The sequence below is a fragment of the Stenotrophomonas sp. G106K1 genome, assembly GCF_037969685.1.
GTDB classification, from domain to species: Bacteria; Pseudomonadota; Gammaproteobacteria; order Xanthomonadales; family Xanthomonadaceae; genus Stenotrophomonas; species Stenotrophomonas lactitubi.
In genome coordinates, this window is sequence record NZ_JBBPFR010000009.1 from 1 (window position 1) to 17,821 (window position 17,821).

The window sequence follows — 17,821 nt, forward strand, 5'->3', positions numbered from 1 at the left end:
TTGCTGGGGGGTTGGCGCCTTGGTTGGCGCCATCGAGCTTACAGGGACGTACTTGCAGCGTCCCCTGCATGGCCCACCCGCCCGGCCAAGCACGGCTTTTGATTGTGAACCACCCCGCCACGAGGGGCTCAGCCGTTGGCCGGAAGCCCGCGACAAACCACCGCACGTGCGCAATCCCAACGAACGTCGGACAATGGAGGCCTTGGCGGCCCGCCACGCCGCCCCTCCCGCTTTCCGCTGCAAGGAACTCCCCCATGGCCGCCCGCAAGTCCACCTCCCCCCTGATCGAAGTCCACGCCCGTCGTGGCCAGCCGCTGGGCATGTCCCCGGCCTTGTTCCTGCGCGACTTCTGGCAGAAACGCCCGCTGCTGATCCGCAACGCCTTTCCCGACTTCCAGACCCCGGTACAGCCGGAAGACCTGGCGGGCCTGGCCTGCGAAGAGGGCGTACTCGCCCGCCTGATCGAGCACGACAAGGCCCAGGACAGCTGGCGCGTCCGTAGTGGCCCGTTCCAGGAAGACCTCTTCCCGGCCCTGCCCGATCACGACTGGACCCTGCTGGTGCAGGACGTGGACAAGTGGGACAAGGACGTGCGCGCCCTGATCGAACACTTCAGCTTCCTGCCACGCTGGCGCATGGATGATGTGATGATCAGCTTCGCCGCTACCGGTGGCTCGGTCGGCGCCCATGTCGACCAGTACGACGTGTTCCTGCTGCAGGCCCACGGCCACCGCCGCTGGCAGATCGATGCCAGCGAATCGATCAAGGGCAAGCGCCCGCCGCTGGGCTTCCGCCCCGACGTGGAGCTGAAGCTGCTGGAAGTGTTCAAGCCGACCCACGACTGGGTACTGGCACCGGGCGACATGCTGTACCTGCCGCCGAACGTGCCGCATCACGGCGTCGCTGAAGACCCGTGCCTGACGTTCTCGTTCGGCATGCGCGCACCGTCTTCGGCCGAGCTGATCAGTGACTATCTGGACACGTTGATCGCCGACGCCGACGAAAACATCCGCTACCAGGATGCCGATCTGAAGGCACCGGCCGATCCGAACGAAATCGACACCGTGGCGATGGCACGGGTGATCACCGCGCTCAACGCCATCCGCATGAACGACCCGGACAAGCTGGGTGACTGGTTCGGCCGCTTCATCACCACCTACCGCGCCGCCGGCGAGGTGATGGCCCACCAGGCTGCGCCGCCACAGGAAGAAGTGCTCGAGGCCCTGCAGTCGGGCCTGCTGCTGCAGCGTCACCCTTGGGCGCGCCTGGCCTGGCGCAAGGCCAAGCGTGGCGCCAGCCTGTATGTCAGTGGCCAGGATTTCGCCCTGCCGGTCAAGGACGCACAACGCCTGGCAGGTGCCGAGCAGCTCGATGCCGCCGCCTACCGCGGCCTGTCCGACAAGGGCCGCGCAGTACTCCAGCAACTGCTGGTCGGCGGCGTGTTCCAGCTGATCGATCCGAACGAGGTGTATGCCGACGAGGAGGAGGTGGTGCTGGGTGAGGTGATCGAGGGTCGTGAGCAGGTCGAGGTCATCGACGCTGACGCCATGTCCGATGACGTCCATCTGGTGACCGTGCACGACGACGGCATTGAAGTGATCGTCAACTTCGACGACCACGACGAAGAAGACAGCGAGCCCAGCCGCGGCTGAACCATGAGTCCACTGCGGGTCCAGCAGGTACGCCATGCCGAGGCCCACGTCGCCATCCACGACGTGCGCCAACGGGTGTTCGTGCAGGAACAGGGCATCGACGCCGTACTCGAGCGCGATGCCCTGGATCCGGTCTGCGCCCACGTGCTGGCACTGGATGCCGACGGGCAACCGGTCGGCACCGGGCGGCTGGCGCCGGACGGTCGCATCGGCCGAATGGCGGTACTGGCTGCGTATCGCGGCCGCGGCGTCGGCGAGGCCCTGCTGGAGGCGCTGGTACAGGCCGGGCGCCAGCTCGGCCTGGCCGAGCTGCACCTGCATGCGCAGCTGCCGGCCCGCGACTTCTACGCCCGCCAGGGCTTCCTCCCGGAAGGCCCGGAATTCGCAGAAGCCGGCATCGGTCACCAGCAGATGCGGCGCCGGCTGCAGACCACATCGGCCATCGACAGCCGCGCCGAAGCGGTGGCGATCACCACGGCGATCATCCACCGTGCCCGCCGTCGGTTGTGGCTGCACAGCCGTCAGCTGGACCCCGGCCTGCTGGACGCGCCACCGGTACAGGCAGCCCTGCGCCGCTTCGTCACCGCCCGTCACGACAAGCAGCTGCGGGTGATCGTGCATGACGCCGCCGCCATCGCCAGCGCCGGTGCGCCGCTGCTGGCGCTGTTCCAGCGCCTTCCCAGTGTGATCCAGTTCCGCGAGGTGGCCGATCCGATCGACCGTGCCCTGGCCTCGGCCTGCCTGCTCAACGATGCAGGCGACTTCTACTTTCGTCTCATCGGCCATCGCCTCGACGGCGAATCCGCAATCGCGCTACCGGCACGTTCGCAGCCGTTCGAGCAGCAATTGCAGCGTGTCTGGGACCGTTCGCGCGAATGCAGCGAATTGCGCGCGCTCGGCATCTGACCGCGACCGGTGCGCTCAACCTGTCTGGGACCGACACCGGGGGACGCCCGATGCCCTCGCCGCCGCCCCTTCGTGTCCGGATGGGGGTACAATTTGGCCGTTTGAACGCGCCCGTGCATGGCTATTCATCTTCGTGCCGGGTCCTTCTGAAGCCATACCCCACAAAGCGAATCAGCACCCTCCATCGTGGACAATCAACTGAAGCAGTTTGCGCAATCTTCGCAACTCGCCGGCGGCAACGCCTCCTATGTCGAGGACCTGTACGAGCAGTACCTGGTCTCCCCGGATAGTGTCGATCCCAAATGGAAAACCTACTTCGACGGCTTCAAGGGCCGCGAAGCAGGCGACATTCCGCACTCGGCCGTCATTTCCCACATCGCGGACGCGGCCAAGGATGCGCTGAAAGCAGGCACCGGTACCGGTGCAGGCGATGAGCGCGAGCGCAATGTCGGTCGCCTGATCACCGCCTACCGTTCGCGTGGTCATCTGGACGCCCGCCTGGACCCGCTGGGCCTGGCCGCTCCGGTCAACACTCCGGACCTCGGCCTGCCCTTCCACAACCTGTCCGATGCTGACCTCAACAGCGAGTTCAGCACCGGCGGCGTGGGCGGTCAGCCGCGCATGAAGCTGCGTGACCTGCTGGCGCGACTGAAGGCGACCTACACCGGTTCGATCGGTGCGGAGTTCATGCACATCTCCGAGGTCGAGCAGCGCCAGTGGATCTACAAGAAGCTGGAACTGGCCGGTGGCAACTACCAGCTGGACGCTGACACCCAGCGCCGCACGCTGGAGCGCCTGACCGCCGCCGAAGGCCTCGAGCGCTACCTGCACACCAAGTACGTCGGCCAGAAGCGCTTCTCGCTGGAAGGCGGCGACTCGCTGATCCCGATGATGGACACCATCATCCGCAGCGCCGGCAAGGATGGCGTCAAGGACGTGGTGATCGGCATGGCCCACCGCGGCCGCCTGAACGTGCTGGTCAACACCCTCGGCAAGAACCCGCGCAAGCTGTTCGACGAATTCGAAGGCAAGTTCGAGCACGACGAGCACGCCTCGGCCGGCGATGTGAAGTACCACATGGGCTTCTCCGCCGACGTGGCCACCGAGGGTGGCCCGGTCCACCTGGCCCTGGCGTTCAACCCGTCGCACCTGGAAATCGCCGACCCGGTGGTTGCCGGCTCGGTGCGTTCGCGCCAGGAACGCCGCAAGGACACCGCACGCAAGCAGGTGATGCCGATCCTGATCCACGGCGACGCGGCTTTCTCCGGCCAGGGCGTGGTCATGGAGCTGTTCCAGATGTCGCAGGCCCGTGGTTTCGCCGTTGGCGGCACCGTGCACATCGTGGTCAACAACCAGGTCGGCTTCACCACCTCCAATCCGCAGGATACGCGCTCCACGCGCTATGCCACCGACGTGGCGAAGATGATCGCCGCCCCGGTGCTGCACGTGAACGGCGATGATCCCGAAGCGGTGGTGTTCGCCGCGCAGCTGGCGTTCGAATTCCGCCAGAAGTTCGCCAAGGACGTGGTCATCGACCTGATGTGCTACCGCCGTTGGGGCCACAACGAGGCCGACGAGCCGGCGATCACCCAGCCACTGATGTACCAGGTGATCCGCAAGCACGCCACCACCCGCGAGATGTACGCCGAGCAGCTGGAAAAGGCAGGCGTGATCGCCGCCGGCGCCGGCAAGGCGATGGTCGATGCGTACCGTGAGAAGCTTGATGCCGGTGAAGTGACCACCGAACTGGCCAAGGTCGAGAAGACGCCGCCGACCAGCCCGCTGTTCGTCGACTGGCCGAAGCTGCTGGAAGGCAAGCTGTCCGATCCGGTGTCGACCAAGGTCGACAAGGACAAGCTGGTCGCGCTGGCCAAGCTGATCAATACCGTGCCCGAAGAAGTTCAGCTGCACTCGCGCGTGTCCAAGGTGTACGACGACCGCCGCAAGATGGCTGCCGGCGAAATCCCGGGCGACTGGGGCTTTGCCGAGAACCTGGCCTACGCCACCCTGCTGGATGAAGGCAGTGCGCTGCGCCTGGTCGGCCAGGACGTCGGCCGCGGAACGTTCACCCACCGCCACGCGATCCTGCACGACCAGAAGACCGACAACTACTACCTGCCGCTGCGGCAGCTGGTGGATTCGCCGGAGAAGGCCACGGTCATCGATTCGCTGCTCAGCGAAGAAGCGGTGATGGCCTACGAGTACGGTTTCTCGACCACCGATCCGAACACCCTGTGCATCTGGGAAGGCCAGTTCGGCGACTTCGCCAACGGCGCCCAGGTGGTGATCGACCAGTTCATCGCTGCCGGCGAAGCAAAGTGGGGCCGCATTTCCGGCCTGACCCTGCTGCTGCCGCATGGCTATGAAGGCCAGGGCCCGGAACACAGCTCGGCACGCCTGGAGCGCTTCCTGCAGCTGTGCGCGCTGGAGAACATGCTGGTGGTGGTGCCGTCGACCCCGGCGCAGGCCTTCCACATGCTGCGTCGCCAGCAGCACCTGACCACCCGCAAGCCGCTGGTGGTGATGTCGCCCAAGTCGCTGCTGCGCCACAAGCTGGCCGTGTCGACCCTGGACGAGCTGGCCAATGGTGAGTTCCAGCACCTGATCGGCGATGCCAATGCAGATGCCAAGAAGGTCAAGCGCGTGGTGCTGTGCTCGGGCAAGGTCTACTACGACCTGCTGGAAGACCAGACCAAGCGTGGCCAGGACGACGTGGCGATCATCCGCGTGGAGCAGCTGTATCCGTTCCCGCGTGCGCTGCTGGCTGCCGAACTGAAGAAGTACGGCAAGGCCACCGACGTGGTGTGGACGCAGGAAGAACCGCAGAACCAGGGGGCGTGGTACCAGATCCGCCACCACCTGCAGTTCTGCCTGGCCGACGGCCAGAGCCTGCACTACGCCGGTCGCGCACGTTCGGCTTCGCCGGCTGCCGGTCACATGGCTGACCACGTCCGCGAACAGCAGCAGCTGGTCGCCGATGCACTGGTCAACCCGTTCAACGACTCGTTCGCTGAATAACTCTCCCCCTATTTAGAAGACAAACCAGGAAGCTCCCGCATGGCCACCGAAGTCAAAGCCCCGGTACTGCCCGAATCCGTCGCCGACGGCACCATCGCCACCTGGCACAAGAAGGTGGGCGACGCCGTCAAGCGCGACGAAAACCTGCTTGACCTGGAAACCGACAAGGTCGTCCTGGAAGTGCCGTCGCCGGTCGATGGCGTGATCAAGGAAATCAAGTTCAAGGAAGGCGACACCGTCACTTCCAGCCAGGTCGTGGCGATCATCGAAGAAGGCGCCGTGGCGGCTGCACCGGCTCCGGCTGCCGAAGAGAAGAAGGCCGAGGCCGCTCCGGCCGTCGCTGCTCCCGCCGCTGCCGCTGCTCCGGCCCCGGCTGCCAAGTCGGCTGCCGACGCACTGCCGCCGGGTGCCCGTTTCAGCGCCATCACCGAAGGCGTGAATCCGGCCGACGTCGATGGCACCGGCCGTCGTGGCGCCGTCACCAAGGAAGACATCGTCAACTTCGCCCGCAACGGCGGCGCCGGCAAGGCCGGTGGCGCACGTCCGGAAGAACGCGTGCCGATGACCCGCATCCGCAAGCGCATCGCCGAGCGCCTGATGGAGTCGAAGAACTCCACCGCCATGCTGACCACCTTCAACGAAGTCGACCTGTCCAAGGTCTCGGCGGCGCGCAAGGAACTGCAGGACGAGTTCGTCAAGGCACACGGCATCAAGCTCGGCTTCATGAGCTTCTTCGTGAAGGCCGCCGCCAACGCACTGCAGCGCTTCCCGCTGGTCAATGCCTCGATCGACGGCGACGACATCATCTACCACGGCTACTCGGACATCTCGATCGCCGTGTCGACCGAGAAGGGCCTGGTCACGCCGGTGCTGCGCAACGTCGAGCGCATGTCGTTCGCCGACATCGAAAAGACCATCGCCGACTACGCCAAGAAGGCCCGTGACGGCAAGCTGAGCCTGGAAGAACTGCAGGGCGGCACCTTCACCGTGACCAACGGCGGCACCTTCGGTTCGCTGCTGTCGACCCCGATCATCAACCCGCCGCAGAGCGCCATCCTCGGCATGCATGCCATCAAGGAGCGCCCGATCGCCCAGAACGGCCAGGTCGTGATCGCGCCGATGATGTACCTGGCGCTGTCCTACGATCACCGCATCATCGACGGCAAGGACTCGGTGCAGTTCCTGGTGGACATCAAGAACCAGCTGGAAAACCCGGGCCGCATGCTGTTCGGCCTGTAAGAGACCTCCCGCCCCTCCGCGCCTGCGCGGAGGGGTTCTGGTAATGCAACAAGGACTATTTCAATGGCTGAACAATTCGACGTCGTCGTCATCGGTGCCGGCCCGGCCGGTTACCACGCTGCCATCCGCGCGGCACAGCTTGGCCTGAAGACCGCCTGCATCGACGCAGCGCTGGGCAAGGACGGCAAGCCGGCCCTGGGTGGCACCTGCCTGCGCGTGGGCTGCATCCCGTCCAAGGCGCTGCTGGATTCCTCGCGCCAGTTCTGGAACATGGGCCACATCTTTGGCGACCACGGCATCAGCTTCAAGGATGCCAAGATGGACGTCGAGGCGATGGTTGGCCGCAAGGACAAGATCGTCAAGCAGTTCACCGGCGGCATCGCCATGCTGTTCAAGGCCAACAAGGTCGCCGCCTATTACGGCTTCGGCGAACTGCAGCCGGGCAACGTGGTCAAGGTCACCCAGCATGACGGTTCGGTCGTCGAGCTGAAGGGCACCAACGTCATCATCGCCGCCGGTTCGGATTCGATCGAACTGCCGTTCGCCAAGTTCGACGGCGAGACCATCGTCGACAACGTCGGCGGCCTGGACTTCACCGAAGTGCCGGCGCGCCTGGCCGTGATCGGCGCCGGTGTGATCGGCCTGGAGCTGGGCAGCGTGTGGAAGCGCCTGGGTTCGGAAGTGACCATCCTGGAAGCGCTGCCGGACTTCCTGGCGGCGGCTGATACCGAAGTGGCCAAGACCGCCGCCAAGGAATTCAAGAAGCAGGGCCTGGACATCCGCCTGGGTGCCAAGGTCTCCAAGGCCGAAGTGACCGGCAAGGGCAAGAAGAAGGAAGTCGCCCTGACCTACACCGACGCCGAAGGCGAGAAGTCGCTGGTGGTGGACAAGCTGCTGGTGGCCGTCGGCCGTCGCGCCGCCACCAAGGGCCTGCTGGCCGAGGGTACCGGCGTCAAGATCAACGAGCGTGGCCAGATCGAAGTCGACGCGCACTGCCACACCGGCGTCAACGGCGTCTGGGCGGTCGGTGACTGCGTGCGCGGCCCGATGCTGGCACACAAGGGCTTCGAGGAAGGCATCGCGGTTGCCGAACTGATCGCCGGCCTGCCGGGCCACGTCAACTTCGACACCATTCCGTGGGTCATCTACACCGAGCCGGAGCTGGCCTGGGTCGGCAAGACCGAGCAGCAGCTGAAGGCCGAGGGCATTCCGTACAAGGCCGGCAGCTTCCCGTTCGCCGCCAACGGCCGTGCCGTGGCGATGATCGAGCCGGCAGGCTTCGTGAAGGTTCTGGCCCACGCCGAAACCGATCGCATCCTGGGCATGCACCTGGTCGGCGCCAACGTGTCCGAGCTGGTGCACGAAGGCGTGCTGACCATGGAGTTCAGTGGTTCGGCCGACGACCTGGCGCGCATCTGCCACGCCCACCCGTCGCTGTCGGAAGTGGTGCACGACGCGGCAATGGCCGTGAGCAAGCGCGCGATCCACAAGGCGAACTGAGCCATCTGGTAGTGCCGGCCACTGGCCGGCACCCTCCGGATACTGAAAACCCCGCCTCGGCGGGGTTTTTTGTTGCACGATGACTGCAGAACAAGGGTGGGAGACTCTTGGCACTCGGCGCGCGGCAGGCGAGCGTCCCCCGCCCTCACACGGGCGTCGACCTCCAGTGCGGTAGGCTCACCCCTGAGGTCGCGTTGCATCGCCAAGCCATGGATGCGCGACAGGTGGTGCTCCCGCACCTGCTCGTGGGGCTGCTCAGACAGTGGAGATCTCCATGGAAAACGAACGAATCGAGACCCGCGGCGAAGATGGCCGCAGGGTGTTGGTGTTCAAGTTCTGGCCGCAGTTCGACGCGACGATTCTTCCCGGCACACGCCTGACCGAAGGCCTGCCGAGATACGCGCTGGCAAACGGCAATTCCGTCACCTTCGACGGCGTGGATTTCGAAATCGCCGCTACCGGCGAAGAGCTGGTCCGGTCGTTGGCCATCGGCCGACCGCCCTCGGGCTGAGTCGTGCGTCGTCCGGGTCCTGTCGCGTGCCGGGACTGCCTGTACCCATCGCGGGTCGCGCATCAACGCTGCGGCGGTGCAGGTTCCCGGTCCGCAGTGCTCGGCTTCGGCGGATCGTCACAGATCCGGTGCTGGGCGATCACCTCACCCATCTTCCATTCCTTCACCACCCGGCAGCTTTCCTTGCCGGCGTCCTTGTCGGTCGCCTTGGCTTCCGTCCTGCCGGCAGGGTGCTGACGCTCAAGGTAGGCCGACGGCGGTTGCTTGGCCCAGGCCGGCGCCGCCATCAGCAGCGCCAGCGTCGCGATGACCAGCGGCCTCATGCCGCCACCGCGCGGCCACCACCCAGCAACCGTGCCGGCAGCATGAACAGCGCACGCAGGAAGGCGAACAGCGCCGAGAACGTGATACCGACCAAGCGGAACGGCAGGCTCAGCAGCCACACGAACGGCCAGGCCACCAGCGCCAGGATCGCCAACGGCCAGCACAGCACGAACAGCAAGCACCACACACCGAGCGCGAACAAGGTCTTCATCACAGGCTCCCTCGGCGGCACCCCGCCGCCTGTCGTCACCTTGGCGCCCTGCCCCGGCCCGGGCAAACGGTTTGCGACGAAACCCGGCTGGGGGCGATGAAACCGGTCGATCTGCGCCCTGCCTCTGCCCGGTAGCGCCGGGCCATGCCCGGCGGGTTGCATGAGTGTGCGGACCAAGGTCCGCACCCACCGAGGAGGTCGGCACCGGCCACTACACCGGCACTGCGCCGGGACGACCGTGGCTCACCTGGAATCGCGCGGCAGTGCGAACATCGGCATCGCGCCGCAGCACGCTGTCGGCGAACCGCAGTTCCGCGTCCACGGTCTGCCGGTTCAACTGCAGCTTCCACCAGCCACGCCGGTCGCCATCGAAATAACGGATGTGCGGATTCTGCGGGATCGACGGGCCGTAGTACGGGCCATACGGCGTGTCATCGCCACCGCTGCTGATCGCCGGGGCGATGAACTCGGTGGCGATCACCGGCGCGTCTGCGGCATCGAAATCCAGCTTCAGGTCATTGACGAACGTGGAGTGCCAGTCACCGCCCAGTACGATAGCGTTGCCCTGCCCACCGGCCTGCATCGCCTGCAGCAGGCGCTTGCGGGCGGCCGGGTAGCCATCCCAGGCGTCGTTCCAGAAACGTTCGCGCGGCGTGCCCTGCTCCAACCGCAGCTGCGCCATCAACAGCTGCTGCACCACCACGTTCCAGCGCGTTCCCGCCGCAGCCGCCATCGACTGCGCGAACCAGTCCTCCTGCCCCACCCCGAGCATGCTCATGCGCGGGTCCAGCGCCGCCTCGCAGCGCGCCGATTCGCCGACGCCACAGGGATTGGCCGGACGGAACTGACGGCAGTCCAGCAACGTCAGCTGGGCCAGGTCGCCGTAGCGCAGGCGGCGGTGCACGCGCAGGCCACCGTTGCCGGCCGGCGTGCTGCGCATCGGCAGGTGTTCGTAGAACGCGCGGTACGCCGCGGCACGACGGACGATGAAGTCCTCGGTCGGCACGTCGCTCTTTTCCGGATGGATGCCGGAATAGTCGTTCTGCACTTCGTGGTCGTCCCAGATCACCGCGAAGGCATGCGCGGCGTGCGCGGCCTGCAGGTCCGGGTCGAGCTTGTACAGCGCGTACTGGTCGCGATAACGCTCCAGGCTGAGGGTTTCACCGCTGAAGCGCTGTGCATCCAGCGTGCTGCCACGTGCGTTCTGCAACGGGCTGTATTCGTACAGGTAGTCACCGGCATGCAGCACCAGATCGACATCGCTGCGGGCGATATCCGCCAGTACCGGGTAGTAGCCGCTGTTCCAGGCCTGGCAGGTGCACAGCGCCAGCCGCAGCTGCTGCAGCTGCGCATCCGGCAGCGGCGCGGTGCGGAAATGCCCGACCGCACTCTCCTCGCCGCCGTCGCAGGCGAATCGATAGTAGTAATCGCGCCCTGGACGCAGGCCGGTCACTTCCACGTGCACCGAATGGGCCAGCTCCGGCACGGCCGCCGCCACGCCACGCTGCACCAGCCGGCGCATCGACGGATCTTCGGCAACGAACCAACGCACCGGGATCGCGCGCGACGGCATGCCACCGCCGTTGAGGGGATCCGGTGCAAGACGCGTCCACAGCACCGCGCCCTGCGGATCCGGATCACCTGCGGCGATGCCGAGGGTGAACGGATCGCGCCCCAGTCGCGGCCGCGGACCGGTGGCGGCGACGCCGGGCATGGCCGCCAGTGCGATCGCCGCTCCGGTCCCCTGCCAGGCCAGGCGCAGCAGACGACGGCGGGTTTCCGGATCGGCGATGTGCTTCATCAGAAGCGCACGGTCGCAGTGGCCATCACCTGCCGCGGCGCACCGACCTGCATGGTCGCCAGGCTGCGGGTCGGATCAGCGGCGTAGGTACCGTTGGTGTTGATGGTCGCCAGATACTGCTTGTCGGCCAGGTTGGTCAGGTTCAGCGCCAGGGTCAGGTTCTGCGCCGGGCCGAGCTTGCCCATGTCATAGGCCACCGACGCATTGATCAGCCAGTAGCTCGGCACGGAGACATCATTGGTGTAGGTCACGTAGCGCTTGCCGACGTGGTTGGCGGCCAGGCGCAGGTCCCACGGGCCCGGCGTCCACGCCAGGGTACTGGCGAACATCCATTCCGGCGTGTCGACCGTCTTCTTGCCGCGGGTCGGCACCACACCGTTGTTGACGTAGTCGTTGTCGTAGCTGCTGTCATTCCACGACAGCGCATTGGACCAGCTCAGGTCGCGCATCGGCTTCAGCTGCAGGGTTGCCTCGGCACCGCGGCTGGTGACCGAACCGACGTTGGAATACAGCGCAGGGCAACCGAGGATGCCCACGCACTGGGCAATGGCCAGCAGGCGGTTGTCGAACTTGACGTCGTACACCGCGACCGAGGCTTCATACCCCCGGCCGTAGCCGCGCCAGCCCAGTTCGATGGTGCGCGATTGTTCCGGCTTCAGGTCCTTGGCGCTGGCATCGAACGCCACCTGCGGAACATTGAACGGACTGCCCACGCCCAGCGCATAGGCCGCGATGTTCTTCGCATAGGAACCGAAGATTTCGTTGCGCTCGTCCAGCTTGAAGTTGAAGCCGGCCTGCGGCAGCAGCCCCTTCTTCGCGGTCAGGCTGCTGTTGCTGGCATAGCTGCCCAGCGGCGTGCGCACGCTGGTGCGGGTGTTGGGCGACTTGGCGCCGACGTCGATGGTCAGGCGGTCATCGAACAGGCGGAAGCGGTCCTGCACGTAGAACTGGCGGGTGATGGTGGTGTAGCGCTGGTGCCACACGCGCTGGTCCGGGTTGCGCAGGAAGAAGTCGTCGGTGATCGGCCCATCGATGTAGTAGAAGTTGCGCTGCACGCTGTGGCCGTTGTCTTCGTACCAGAGGCCCGCTTCCAGCTCATGGCCACCCACGTTCCAGGTGAACGCCGAGGTCACGCCGGTGCGGTCGATCGCATATTCGGTGGTTCGGATCGAGATCGGAATCTCGCGGCTGGTGCCCGGGTTGGACGGATTGGACGGGCTGAACCAGTGGCCCTGGCCGCGGTTGCTGTGGTTGTAGACGTTGACCTTCAGGCGCATCGTCTCGTTGAGGCCGAAGTCACCGGCGATGCTGGAGACATCATCGTTGCGCAGCCCATGGCCCGAGTAGTACGCATCCCACGGGCTGTTGACGCCGCCGCTGTACTGGCCACGCGCAGCGGCCAGGGCACGGTTCCAGTCCGGCGCATAGTTGTCCCAGTTCCAGCCCAGGCGATCGATCATCTCCAGCGACAGATCCTGGTAATCGGCTTCAACCCGGCGCGAGGCGTTGAACAGCGCGGTGATGCGGCTGTCGACGCCGAAGTTGTAGGTCGCCTTGCCGTTGAACTGCTTGAGTTCGTGCGAGCCCTTGCCCTTCCACTTGTCGCTCTCCGAGTACGCACCGGACAGGTAGGCGGCGAAGCCCTGGTGTTCGCCGGTTTCCAGGCGGGCATAGCTGCGGCGTGCGCTGTCACTGCCCAGGCTCTGCGCCAGCACGACACCGTATTCGGTGGAGGGATCGATCGAATAGAACTGGAACACGCCGCCCAGGTTGCTGGTCGACGGCGTACCCAGCGCGCCGATGCCGGTGGAGACCTCGGCACCGCCCAGGTTCTCGCTGATCACCGCGCGGCTGATATGCAGGCCGTTGCTGTTGCCATAGCTCATGTTGCCCAGCGGGATGCCATCGAGCGTGTAGCCCAGGCGGTTCTGGTTGAAGCCGCGCAGGCTGATGCTGGTGGACCACTCGTAGGCACCGGTGGCATCGGCCGATTCGAAATGCACGCCCGGCTTGCTGGCCAGGAGCTTCAGCGGGTTGGCGCCGGGTGGCAGCACCTTCATGTCCTCGGCCGTCACGCGCTGGACCTGGCGTGCCTCGCCCCGGCCGATCACCGAGACCGAATCCAGGGTAGTGGCCGACTGTGCGTCGACGGCAGGAGCGGTTTCAGCGGCGGCCAGCGAAGGCAGTGAGGCACAGACCAGCAGGGCCAGCAGATTGCGGCGAAGCGGAGCATGGCAAGACATGGGGATTCCTTGGGCGCGCTGGACGCCGAAGGGCGGCGTCAAAAGAGCAGCAGCGGCGGAATCGTAGAAGCGTTGCGTTACATGTCATTTACACGCCACGTACGGATTTTTGCCGATCCGGACGGAGAACATGAGGTCGCGCGCCCGAACGAAGAGAGCCGAGCGTGGGCTTGGCTCTACAGGGCACGCCGGAATCATCGGTTACTCGAACGAACCGACCGAATCGTGGGCCAGGTTGTCGAAACGGGTGTACTCGCCGAAGAACTTCAGCTTGCACGAGCCGGTAGGGCCACCACGGTGCTTGCCGATGATGATCTCGGCCAGGCCCTTGTCCGGCGAATTTTCCTTGTTGTAGTAATCGTCGCGGTAGATGAAGACGATCATGTCCGCATCCTGCTCGATTGCGCCCGATTCGCGAAGATCGGCCATCACCGGGCGCTTGTCGGTACGCGTTTCCAGCGAGCGGTTGAGCTGGGACAGCGCGATGACCGGCACGTGCAGTTCCTTGGCCAGGCCCTTCAGCGAACGCGAGATTTCGGAGATTTCGGTCGCGCGGTTTTCGCTGTTGCCCGGCACGCTCATCAGCTGCAGGTAGTCGATCACGATCAGGCCCAGGTCGTGCTCGCGCTTGAGGCGGCGGCACTTGGAACGCAGGATCTCCGGCGACACGCCCGGCGTATCGTCGATGAAGATCTTGGTTTCCTTCAGCATCTTGATCGCACCGGTCACCCGGCTCCAGTCCTCGTCCTCCAGCTGGCCGGTACGCAGGCGCTGCGCGTTGATGCGGCCATTGGAGGAGATCAGGCGCATCGCCAGCTGCGATGCGGACATTTCCATCGAGAACACCGCCACGCCCTTCTTCGACTTGATCGCCGCGTACTCGGCGATGTTCAGGGCGAAGGTGGTCTTGCCCATCGCAGGACGTGCGGCAAGGATGATCAGGTCGGTCGGCTGCAGGCCGGCGGTCATCGCATCGAAATCGGTGTAGCCGGTCGGCAGGCCGGTGATGTTGCCGCCATTCTCGAAGCGGTTGCGCAGCTCTTCGAACGCGTCCTTCAACGCGCCGGGCATGGCCACGAAGTCGGTACGGCCGCGCGCGCCCTGTTCGGCAATGGCGAACACGCTCTTTTCCGCAGCAGACAGCAGCTCGCTGCTGTCGCGGCCCTCGGGCTGGAAACCATCGTTGACGATATCGGTGCCGACCTGGATCAACTGCCGCAGCACCGCCTTGTCGCGCACGATCTCGGCATAGGCCACGATGTTGGCCGCCGACGGCGTGGTGCTGGCCAGTTCGATCAGATAGGCGCCATCGCCCACCAGCTCCATCTTGCCCTGCGATTCGAACCATTCGCCCAGGGTCACCGCATCGAACGGACGCTCGCGCTCGGACAACTCGCGGATCGCCCGGTAGATCATCTGGTGGTCGCGGCGGTAGAAGTCACCCTCGGTCAACTGATCGTTGACCCGGTCGTAGGCCTCCGGTGCCAGCATCAGGCCGCCCAGCACCGCCTGTTCGGCCTCCACCGAGTGCGGCGGCACGCGCAACTGGTCGATACGCGATTCATCGCGATCGCGATCGAAGCCATCGCCGCGCTCTCTGCGGTTGGAACGGAAGCCGGAACGGGCGGACATGCTGCGGTGTTTCCTGCAAAAGGGGCCAGACCAGTGTAGGCATGCACCGACCCCGGCGGCCATGGACAAATCTGTGGATAAGCCGTGGAAGAACGGGGGATATCCGCCTGAGCCTGTCCAGACTGGCGCGGGGGCGTCGCATTGCCTGCGACGGGCGTCGTTGCGACGCCCGCAGCGGAGCATTATCGCAGATGGCGACCGCGGCCGCTGGCGTCAATCGCCCTTGGCATGTACCGCGATCAGGGCCAGGAACCGGTCCACGTAGCCCTTCAGGAACGTCTGCGTGCCTTCATTGTGGATCGTGCCGTCGGCATCGATCAGGCCATCCTTGAAGTGGATGAACGCCTCGGGCTGGCCAAGCACGTGCATGTCCAGGAAGGCCAGGCTGTTGCGCAGGTGCTGCTGGGCCACCGCCGTGCCGATCTGGCCGATGGAGGCGCCGATCACCGCCGCTGGCTTGCCGGCGAAGGCGCTGTCGCCGTAAGGGCGCGAGCCGATGTCGATCGCATTCTTCAGCACGCCCGGCACGGAACGGTTGTACTCAGGAGTAACGAACAGCACGGCGTCGGCGGCACGCACCTGGTCTTTCAGGCGCGTGCCCTGCGCCGGATAGCTGGCGTCGAAATCCTGGTCGTACAGCGGCAGGTCGCCGATCTGCACATACTGGAAGCGCGCCTTGTCGCCGGCCAGCTTCTCCAGCGCGTGGGCCAGCTTGCGGTTGCACGAGTCCTTGCGCAGGCTGCCGACGAAAACGGCAATGGTGGGGACGGACATCAGGACATACTCCTCACGGTGCGGAAGAGCCAGCCTAGCGGCCGCGCCCTTCCCCACCGGTGAAGATCAGCCGCGCTGTACGCCTGCGCGCACCTGCCGCCAATGGTCCTGCCAGGCCTGGAACATCAGCACGTTCCACAGGTGCGTGTGCCACTTGCGCTGGCCGCCCAGGAACTGCTGCCACAGCGGCTGCACAGCCGCGGCCGACAACACCCCTTCACGTTCCAGCCGCGCCGGCTGCAGCAGCTCGTCCGCCCAGGGCTTCAGATCGCCCTTCAGCCAATCACTGACCGGCGCGCCGAATCCACGCTTGGGCCGGTGCACCATCGACTGCGGCACGTACCGCCCCAGCACGCGCTTGAGCAGCACCTTGCTGGTCGATTCGCTGCGCTTGAAGCCCAGCGGCAGCGACCACGCAAACTCGGCCACGCGCCAGTCCAGCAAGGGCGCGCGCGCCTCCAGGCTGACCGCCATCGAGGTGCGGTCGACCTTGCACAGCAGGTCATCGGGCAGATAGCTGACGAAGTCGGCCAGCATCATCGCGTCGGCCGGCGTACCGGCACCATGCAGCGGATCGGCCAGATCGTAGAAGCTGCCCGCCTCGCTCGCACCGATCACCGCCGCCGCCGGATCGCGCCAGCGCGAAATGCGGTTGCGATACACATCGCCGATGCCGCGCGCGCCGGTTTCGGCCAGCAACGCGGCCAGCCCACCAGTGCGCGATGCTTCACCCTGCTGGTGCGCACGCGCGCCCATCCAGCGCCGCAGCGGCGCGGGCACCCGTCCCAGCATCTGCCAGTTGCGCAGCGCGCGTACATAGCGGGTGTAGCCGAAAAACAGTTCATCGCCACCGTCACCGGACAAGGCGACGGTCACGCCCTGCCGGGCGAGGCGGGCGACCAGCGCGGTCGGCACCTGCGAGGCATCGGCAAAGGGTTCATCGAACATCGCCGGCAGCTGCGGCACCACCGCCAGCGCATCGGCGCCACTGACATACAGTTCGGTGTGATCGCAGCCAAGGTGGGTAGCCAGTTCCCTGGCCAACGGTGCCTCGTCGTGGTGGGAACCGCTGAAGCCGATGCTGAAGCTGTGCACCGGCTGCCCGCTCTGCGCCTGCATCAGCGCCGCCACCAGCGACGAATCGGTGCCGCCGGACAGGAACACGCCCACCGGCACATCGGCCACCATGCGCAGCGCCACCGCATCGCGCAGCAGGCCATCCAGCTGCTCCTCGGCCTCCTCGATGCGGCCCTGGAACGGTGCGGCCAGTGCAGCCTGCATGCGCGCGCGTGCGTCCCAGTACGGACGCTGTGCCTGCTCTGGGCGATGTGCGCTGGCCCCTGCCGCCACCGCCGCCGCATCCAGCCGCAGCACGCGGCCGGGCATCAGCTTGTAGCAGCGCTGGTGGATGCTGTGCGGCGCGGGGATGTAGTCCAGCCGCAGCAGCAGGGTCAGCGCATCGCGGTCGATATCGTTGTCGAAATCCGGATGCTGCCACAGCGCCTTCAGCTCGGAACCAAACACCAGCGCATCACCGGCCCAGCCGTAGTACAGCGGCTTCTTGCCGACCCGGTCGCGGGCCAGCCACAGGCACTGTTCCTGGCGGTCCCACAGGGCGATGGCAAACATGCCGTTGGCGCGCTGCAGGGTGTCCTCGACGCCCCACTGCAGGATCGCGGCCAGCAGCACCTCGGTATCGGAATGGCCACGGAACGCATGGCCCAGCGGCTCCAGTTCCGCGCGCAGGGCGGCGAAGTTGTAGACCTCGCCGTTGTAGGCCATCACATAGCGACCGTCGGCCGAGGCCATCGGCTGGTGGCCCAGCGGTGAAAGATCGAGGATGCTCAGGCGCCGGTGGGCCAGGGCGATGCCGGCGGCGGCATCGACCCAGGTACCGCCGTCATCCGGCCCGCGATGGTGCAGCGCCTGGCCCATGGCCAGCGCCTGCGCCTGCAGGACCTCGGCCGGCGTCAGTGCCGCCGGCAACAACATACCCGCCAATCCACACAT

General features: G+C 66.1%; 13 protein-coding genes. 6 read left to right on the forward strand and 7 right to left on the reverse strand.

Going from position 1 to position 17,821, the window contains the following annotated elements:
• Positions 1–254: 254 nt before the first annotated feature.
• The 6 genes from WKB25_RS10075 to WKB25_RS10100 all read left to right on the forward strand — a co-directional run bounded on the left by WKB25_RS10075 (position 255) and on the right by WKB25_RS10100 (position 8,826).
• The gene (locus tag WKB25_RS10075; RefSeq protein WP_340570328.1) at positions 255–1,652 is read left to right on the forward strand and encodes a cupin domain-containing protein; all 1,398 of its coding nucleotides are present in this window, start codon (positions 255–257) and stop codon (positions 1,650–1,652) included.
• Between the two features lie 3 nt (positions 1,653–1,655).
• Positions 1,656–2,558, forward strand: coding sequence for a GNAT family N-acetyltransferase (locus tag WKB25_RS10080; protein ID WP_340570330.1), 903 nt, complete (start codon positions 1,656–1,658; stop codon positions 2,556–2,558).
• A 186-nt stretch (positions 2,559–2,744) separates the two neighbouring features.
• Positions 2,745–5,576, forward strand: a complete 2,832-nt coding sequence (locus tag WKB25_RS10085) for a 2-oxoglutarate dehydrogenase E1 component (RefSeq protein ID WP_340570332.1) — start codon at positions 2,745–2,747, stop codon at positions 5,574–5,576.
• A gap of 39 nt (positions 5,577–5,615) precedes the next feature.
• Positions 5,616–6,815 carry a dihydrolipoyllysine-residue succinyltransferase gene (gene sucB, locus WKB25_RS10090; RefSeq protein WP_340570335.1) on the forward strand — a complete coding sequence of 400 codons (1,200 nt, stop codon included), beginning with the start codon at positions 5,616–5,618 and terminating at the stop codon, positions 6,813–6,815.
• Between the two features lie 63 nt (positions 6,816–6,878).
• Positions 6,879–8,315, forward strand: a complete 1,437-nt coding sequence (lpdA, locus tag WKB25_RS10095) for a dihydrolipoyl dehydrogenase (protein WP_032951934.1) — start codon at positions 6,879–6,881, stop codon at positions 8,313–8,315.
• 274 nt (positions 8,316–8,589) lie between these two features.
• Complete coding sequence (locus tag WKB25_RS10100) at positions 8,590–8,826, forward strand: hypothetical protein (RefSeq protein ID WP_340570339.1); 237 nt, start codon at positions 8,590–8,592, stop codon at positions 8,824–8,826.
• A gap of 62 nt (positions 8,827–8,888) precedes the next feature.
• On the opposite strand, the gene WKB25_RS10105 is transcribed toward WKB25_RS10100, so the two are convergent.
• The 7 genes from WKB25_RS10105 to asnB all read right to left on the reverse strand — a co-directional run bounded on the left by WKB25_RS10105 (position 8,889) and on the right by asnB (position 17,821).
• Positions 8,889–9,149, reverse strand: a complete 261-nt coding sequence (locus tag WKB25_RS10105) for a hypothetical protein (protein ID WP_340570342.1) — start codon at positions 9,147–9,149, stop codon at positions 8,889–8,891.
• On the reverse strand, positions 9,146–9,361 hold the full coding sequence (locus tag WKB25_RS10110) for a hypothetical protein (protein WP_340570344.1): 216 nt from the start codon (positions 9,359–9,361) through the stop codon (positions 9,146–9,148). Before WKB25_RS10110 ends, WKB25_RS10105 begins: the two co-directional genes overlap by 4 nt.
• 211 nt (positions 9,362–9,572) lie before the next feature.
• Positions 9,573–11,162, reverse strand: coding sequence for an alkaline phosphatase D family protein (locus WKB25_RS10115; RefSeq protein ID WP_340570345.1), 1,590 nt, complete (start codon positions 11,160–11,162; stop codon positions 9,573–9,575).
• Entirely contained in the window at positions 11,162–13,405 is a 2,244-nt protein-coding gene (locus WKB25_RS10120) for a TonB-dependent receptor (RefSeq protein WP_340570346.1), read from the reverse strand. Before WKB25_RS10120 ends, WKB25_RS10115 begins: the two co-directional genes overlap by 1 nt.
• Positions 13,406–13,606: 201 nt before the next feature.
• Positions 13,607–15,037 carry a replicative DNA helicase gene (locus WKB25_RS10125; RefSeq protein WP_025876786.1) on the reverse strand — a complete coding sequence of 477 codons (1,431 nt, stop codon included), beginning with the start codon at positions 15,035–15,037 and terminating at the stop codon, positions 13,607–13,609.
• Between the two features lie 213 nt (positions 15,038–15,250).
• Positions 15,251–15,811 carry an NAD(P)H-dependent oxidoreductase gene (locus WKB25_RS10130; protein ID WP_340570347.1) on the reverse strand — a complete coding sequence of 187 codons (561 nt, stop codon included), beginning with the start codon at positions 15,809–15,811 and terminating at the stop codon, positions 15,251–15,253.
• 66 nt (positions 15,812–15,877) lie between these two features.
• Positions 15,878–17,821 (reverse strand): asparagine synthase (glutamine-hydrolyzing), encoded by a 1,944-nt coding sequence (asnB, locus tag WKB25_RS10135; protein ID WP_340570349.1) that lies wholly within the window; start codon positions 17,819–17,821, stop codon positions 15,878–15,880.

Bases quoted from the DNA above. Each gene is read 5' to 3' on its own strand.
- WKB25_RS10130 (WP_340570347.1), bottom strand. From the start codon at position 15,811: ATGTCCGTCCCCACCATTGCCGTTTTCGTCGGCAGCCTGCGCAAGGAC.
- WKB25_RS10075 (WP_340570328.1), top strand. From the start codon at position 255: ATGGCCGCCCGCAAGTCCACCTCCCCCCTGATCGAAGTCCACGCCCGT.
- sucB (WP_340570335.1), top strand. From the start codon at position 5,616: ATGGCCACCGAAGTCAAAGCCCCGGTACTGCCCGAATCCGTCGCCGAC.
- WKB25_RS10080 (WP_340570330.1), top strand. From the start codon at position 1,656: ATGAGTCCACTGCGGGTCCAGCAGGTACGCCATGCCGAGGCCCACGTC.
- lpdA (WP_032951934.1), top strand. From the start codon at position 6,879: ATGGCTGAACAATTCGACGTCGTCGTCATCGGTGCCGGCCCGGCCGGT.
- WKB25_RS10105 (WP_340570342.1), bottom strand. From the start codon at position 9,149: ATGAGGCCGCTGGTCATCGCGACGCTGGCGCTGCTGATGGCGGCGCCG.
- WKB25_RS10115 (WP_340570345.1), bottom strand. From the start codon at position 11,162: ATGAAGCACATCGCCGATCCGGAAACCCGCCGTCGTCTGCTGCGCCTG.
- WKB25_RS10125 (WP_025876786.1), bottom strand. From the start codon at position 15,037: ATGTCCGCCCGTTCCGGCTTCCGTTCCAACCGCAGAGAGCGCGGCGAT.
- WKB25_RS10120 (WP_340570346.1), bottom strand. From the start codon at position 13,405: ATGTCTTGCCATGCTCCGCTTCGCCGCAATCTGCTGGCCCTGCTGGTC.
- asnB (WP_340570349.1), bottom strand. From the start codon at position 17,821: ATGTGTGGATTGGCGGGTATGTTGTTGCCGGCGGCACTGACGCCGGCC.
- WKB25_RS10110 (WP_340570344.1), bottom strand. From the start codon at position 9,361: ATGAAGACCTTGTTCGCGCTCGGTGTGTGGTGCTTGCTGTTCGTGCTG.
- WKB25_RS10100 (WP_340570339.1), top strand. From the start codon at position 8,590: ATGGAAAACGAACGAATCGAGACCCGCGGCGAAGATGGCCGCAGGGTG.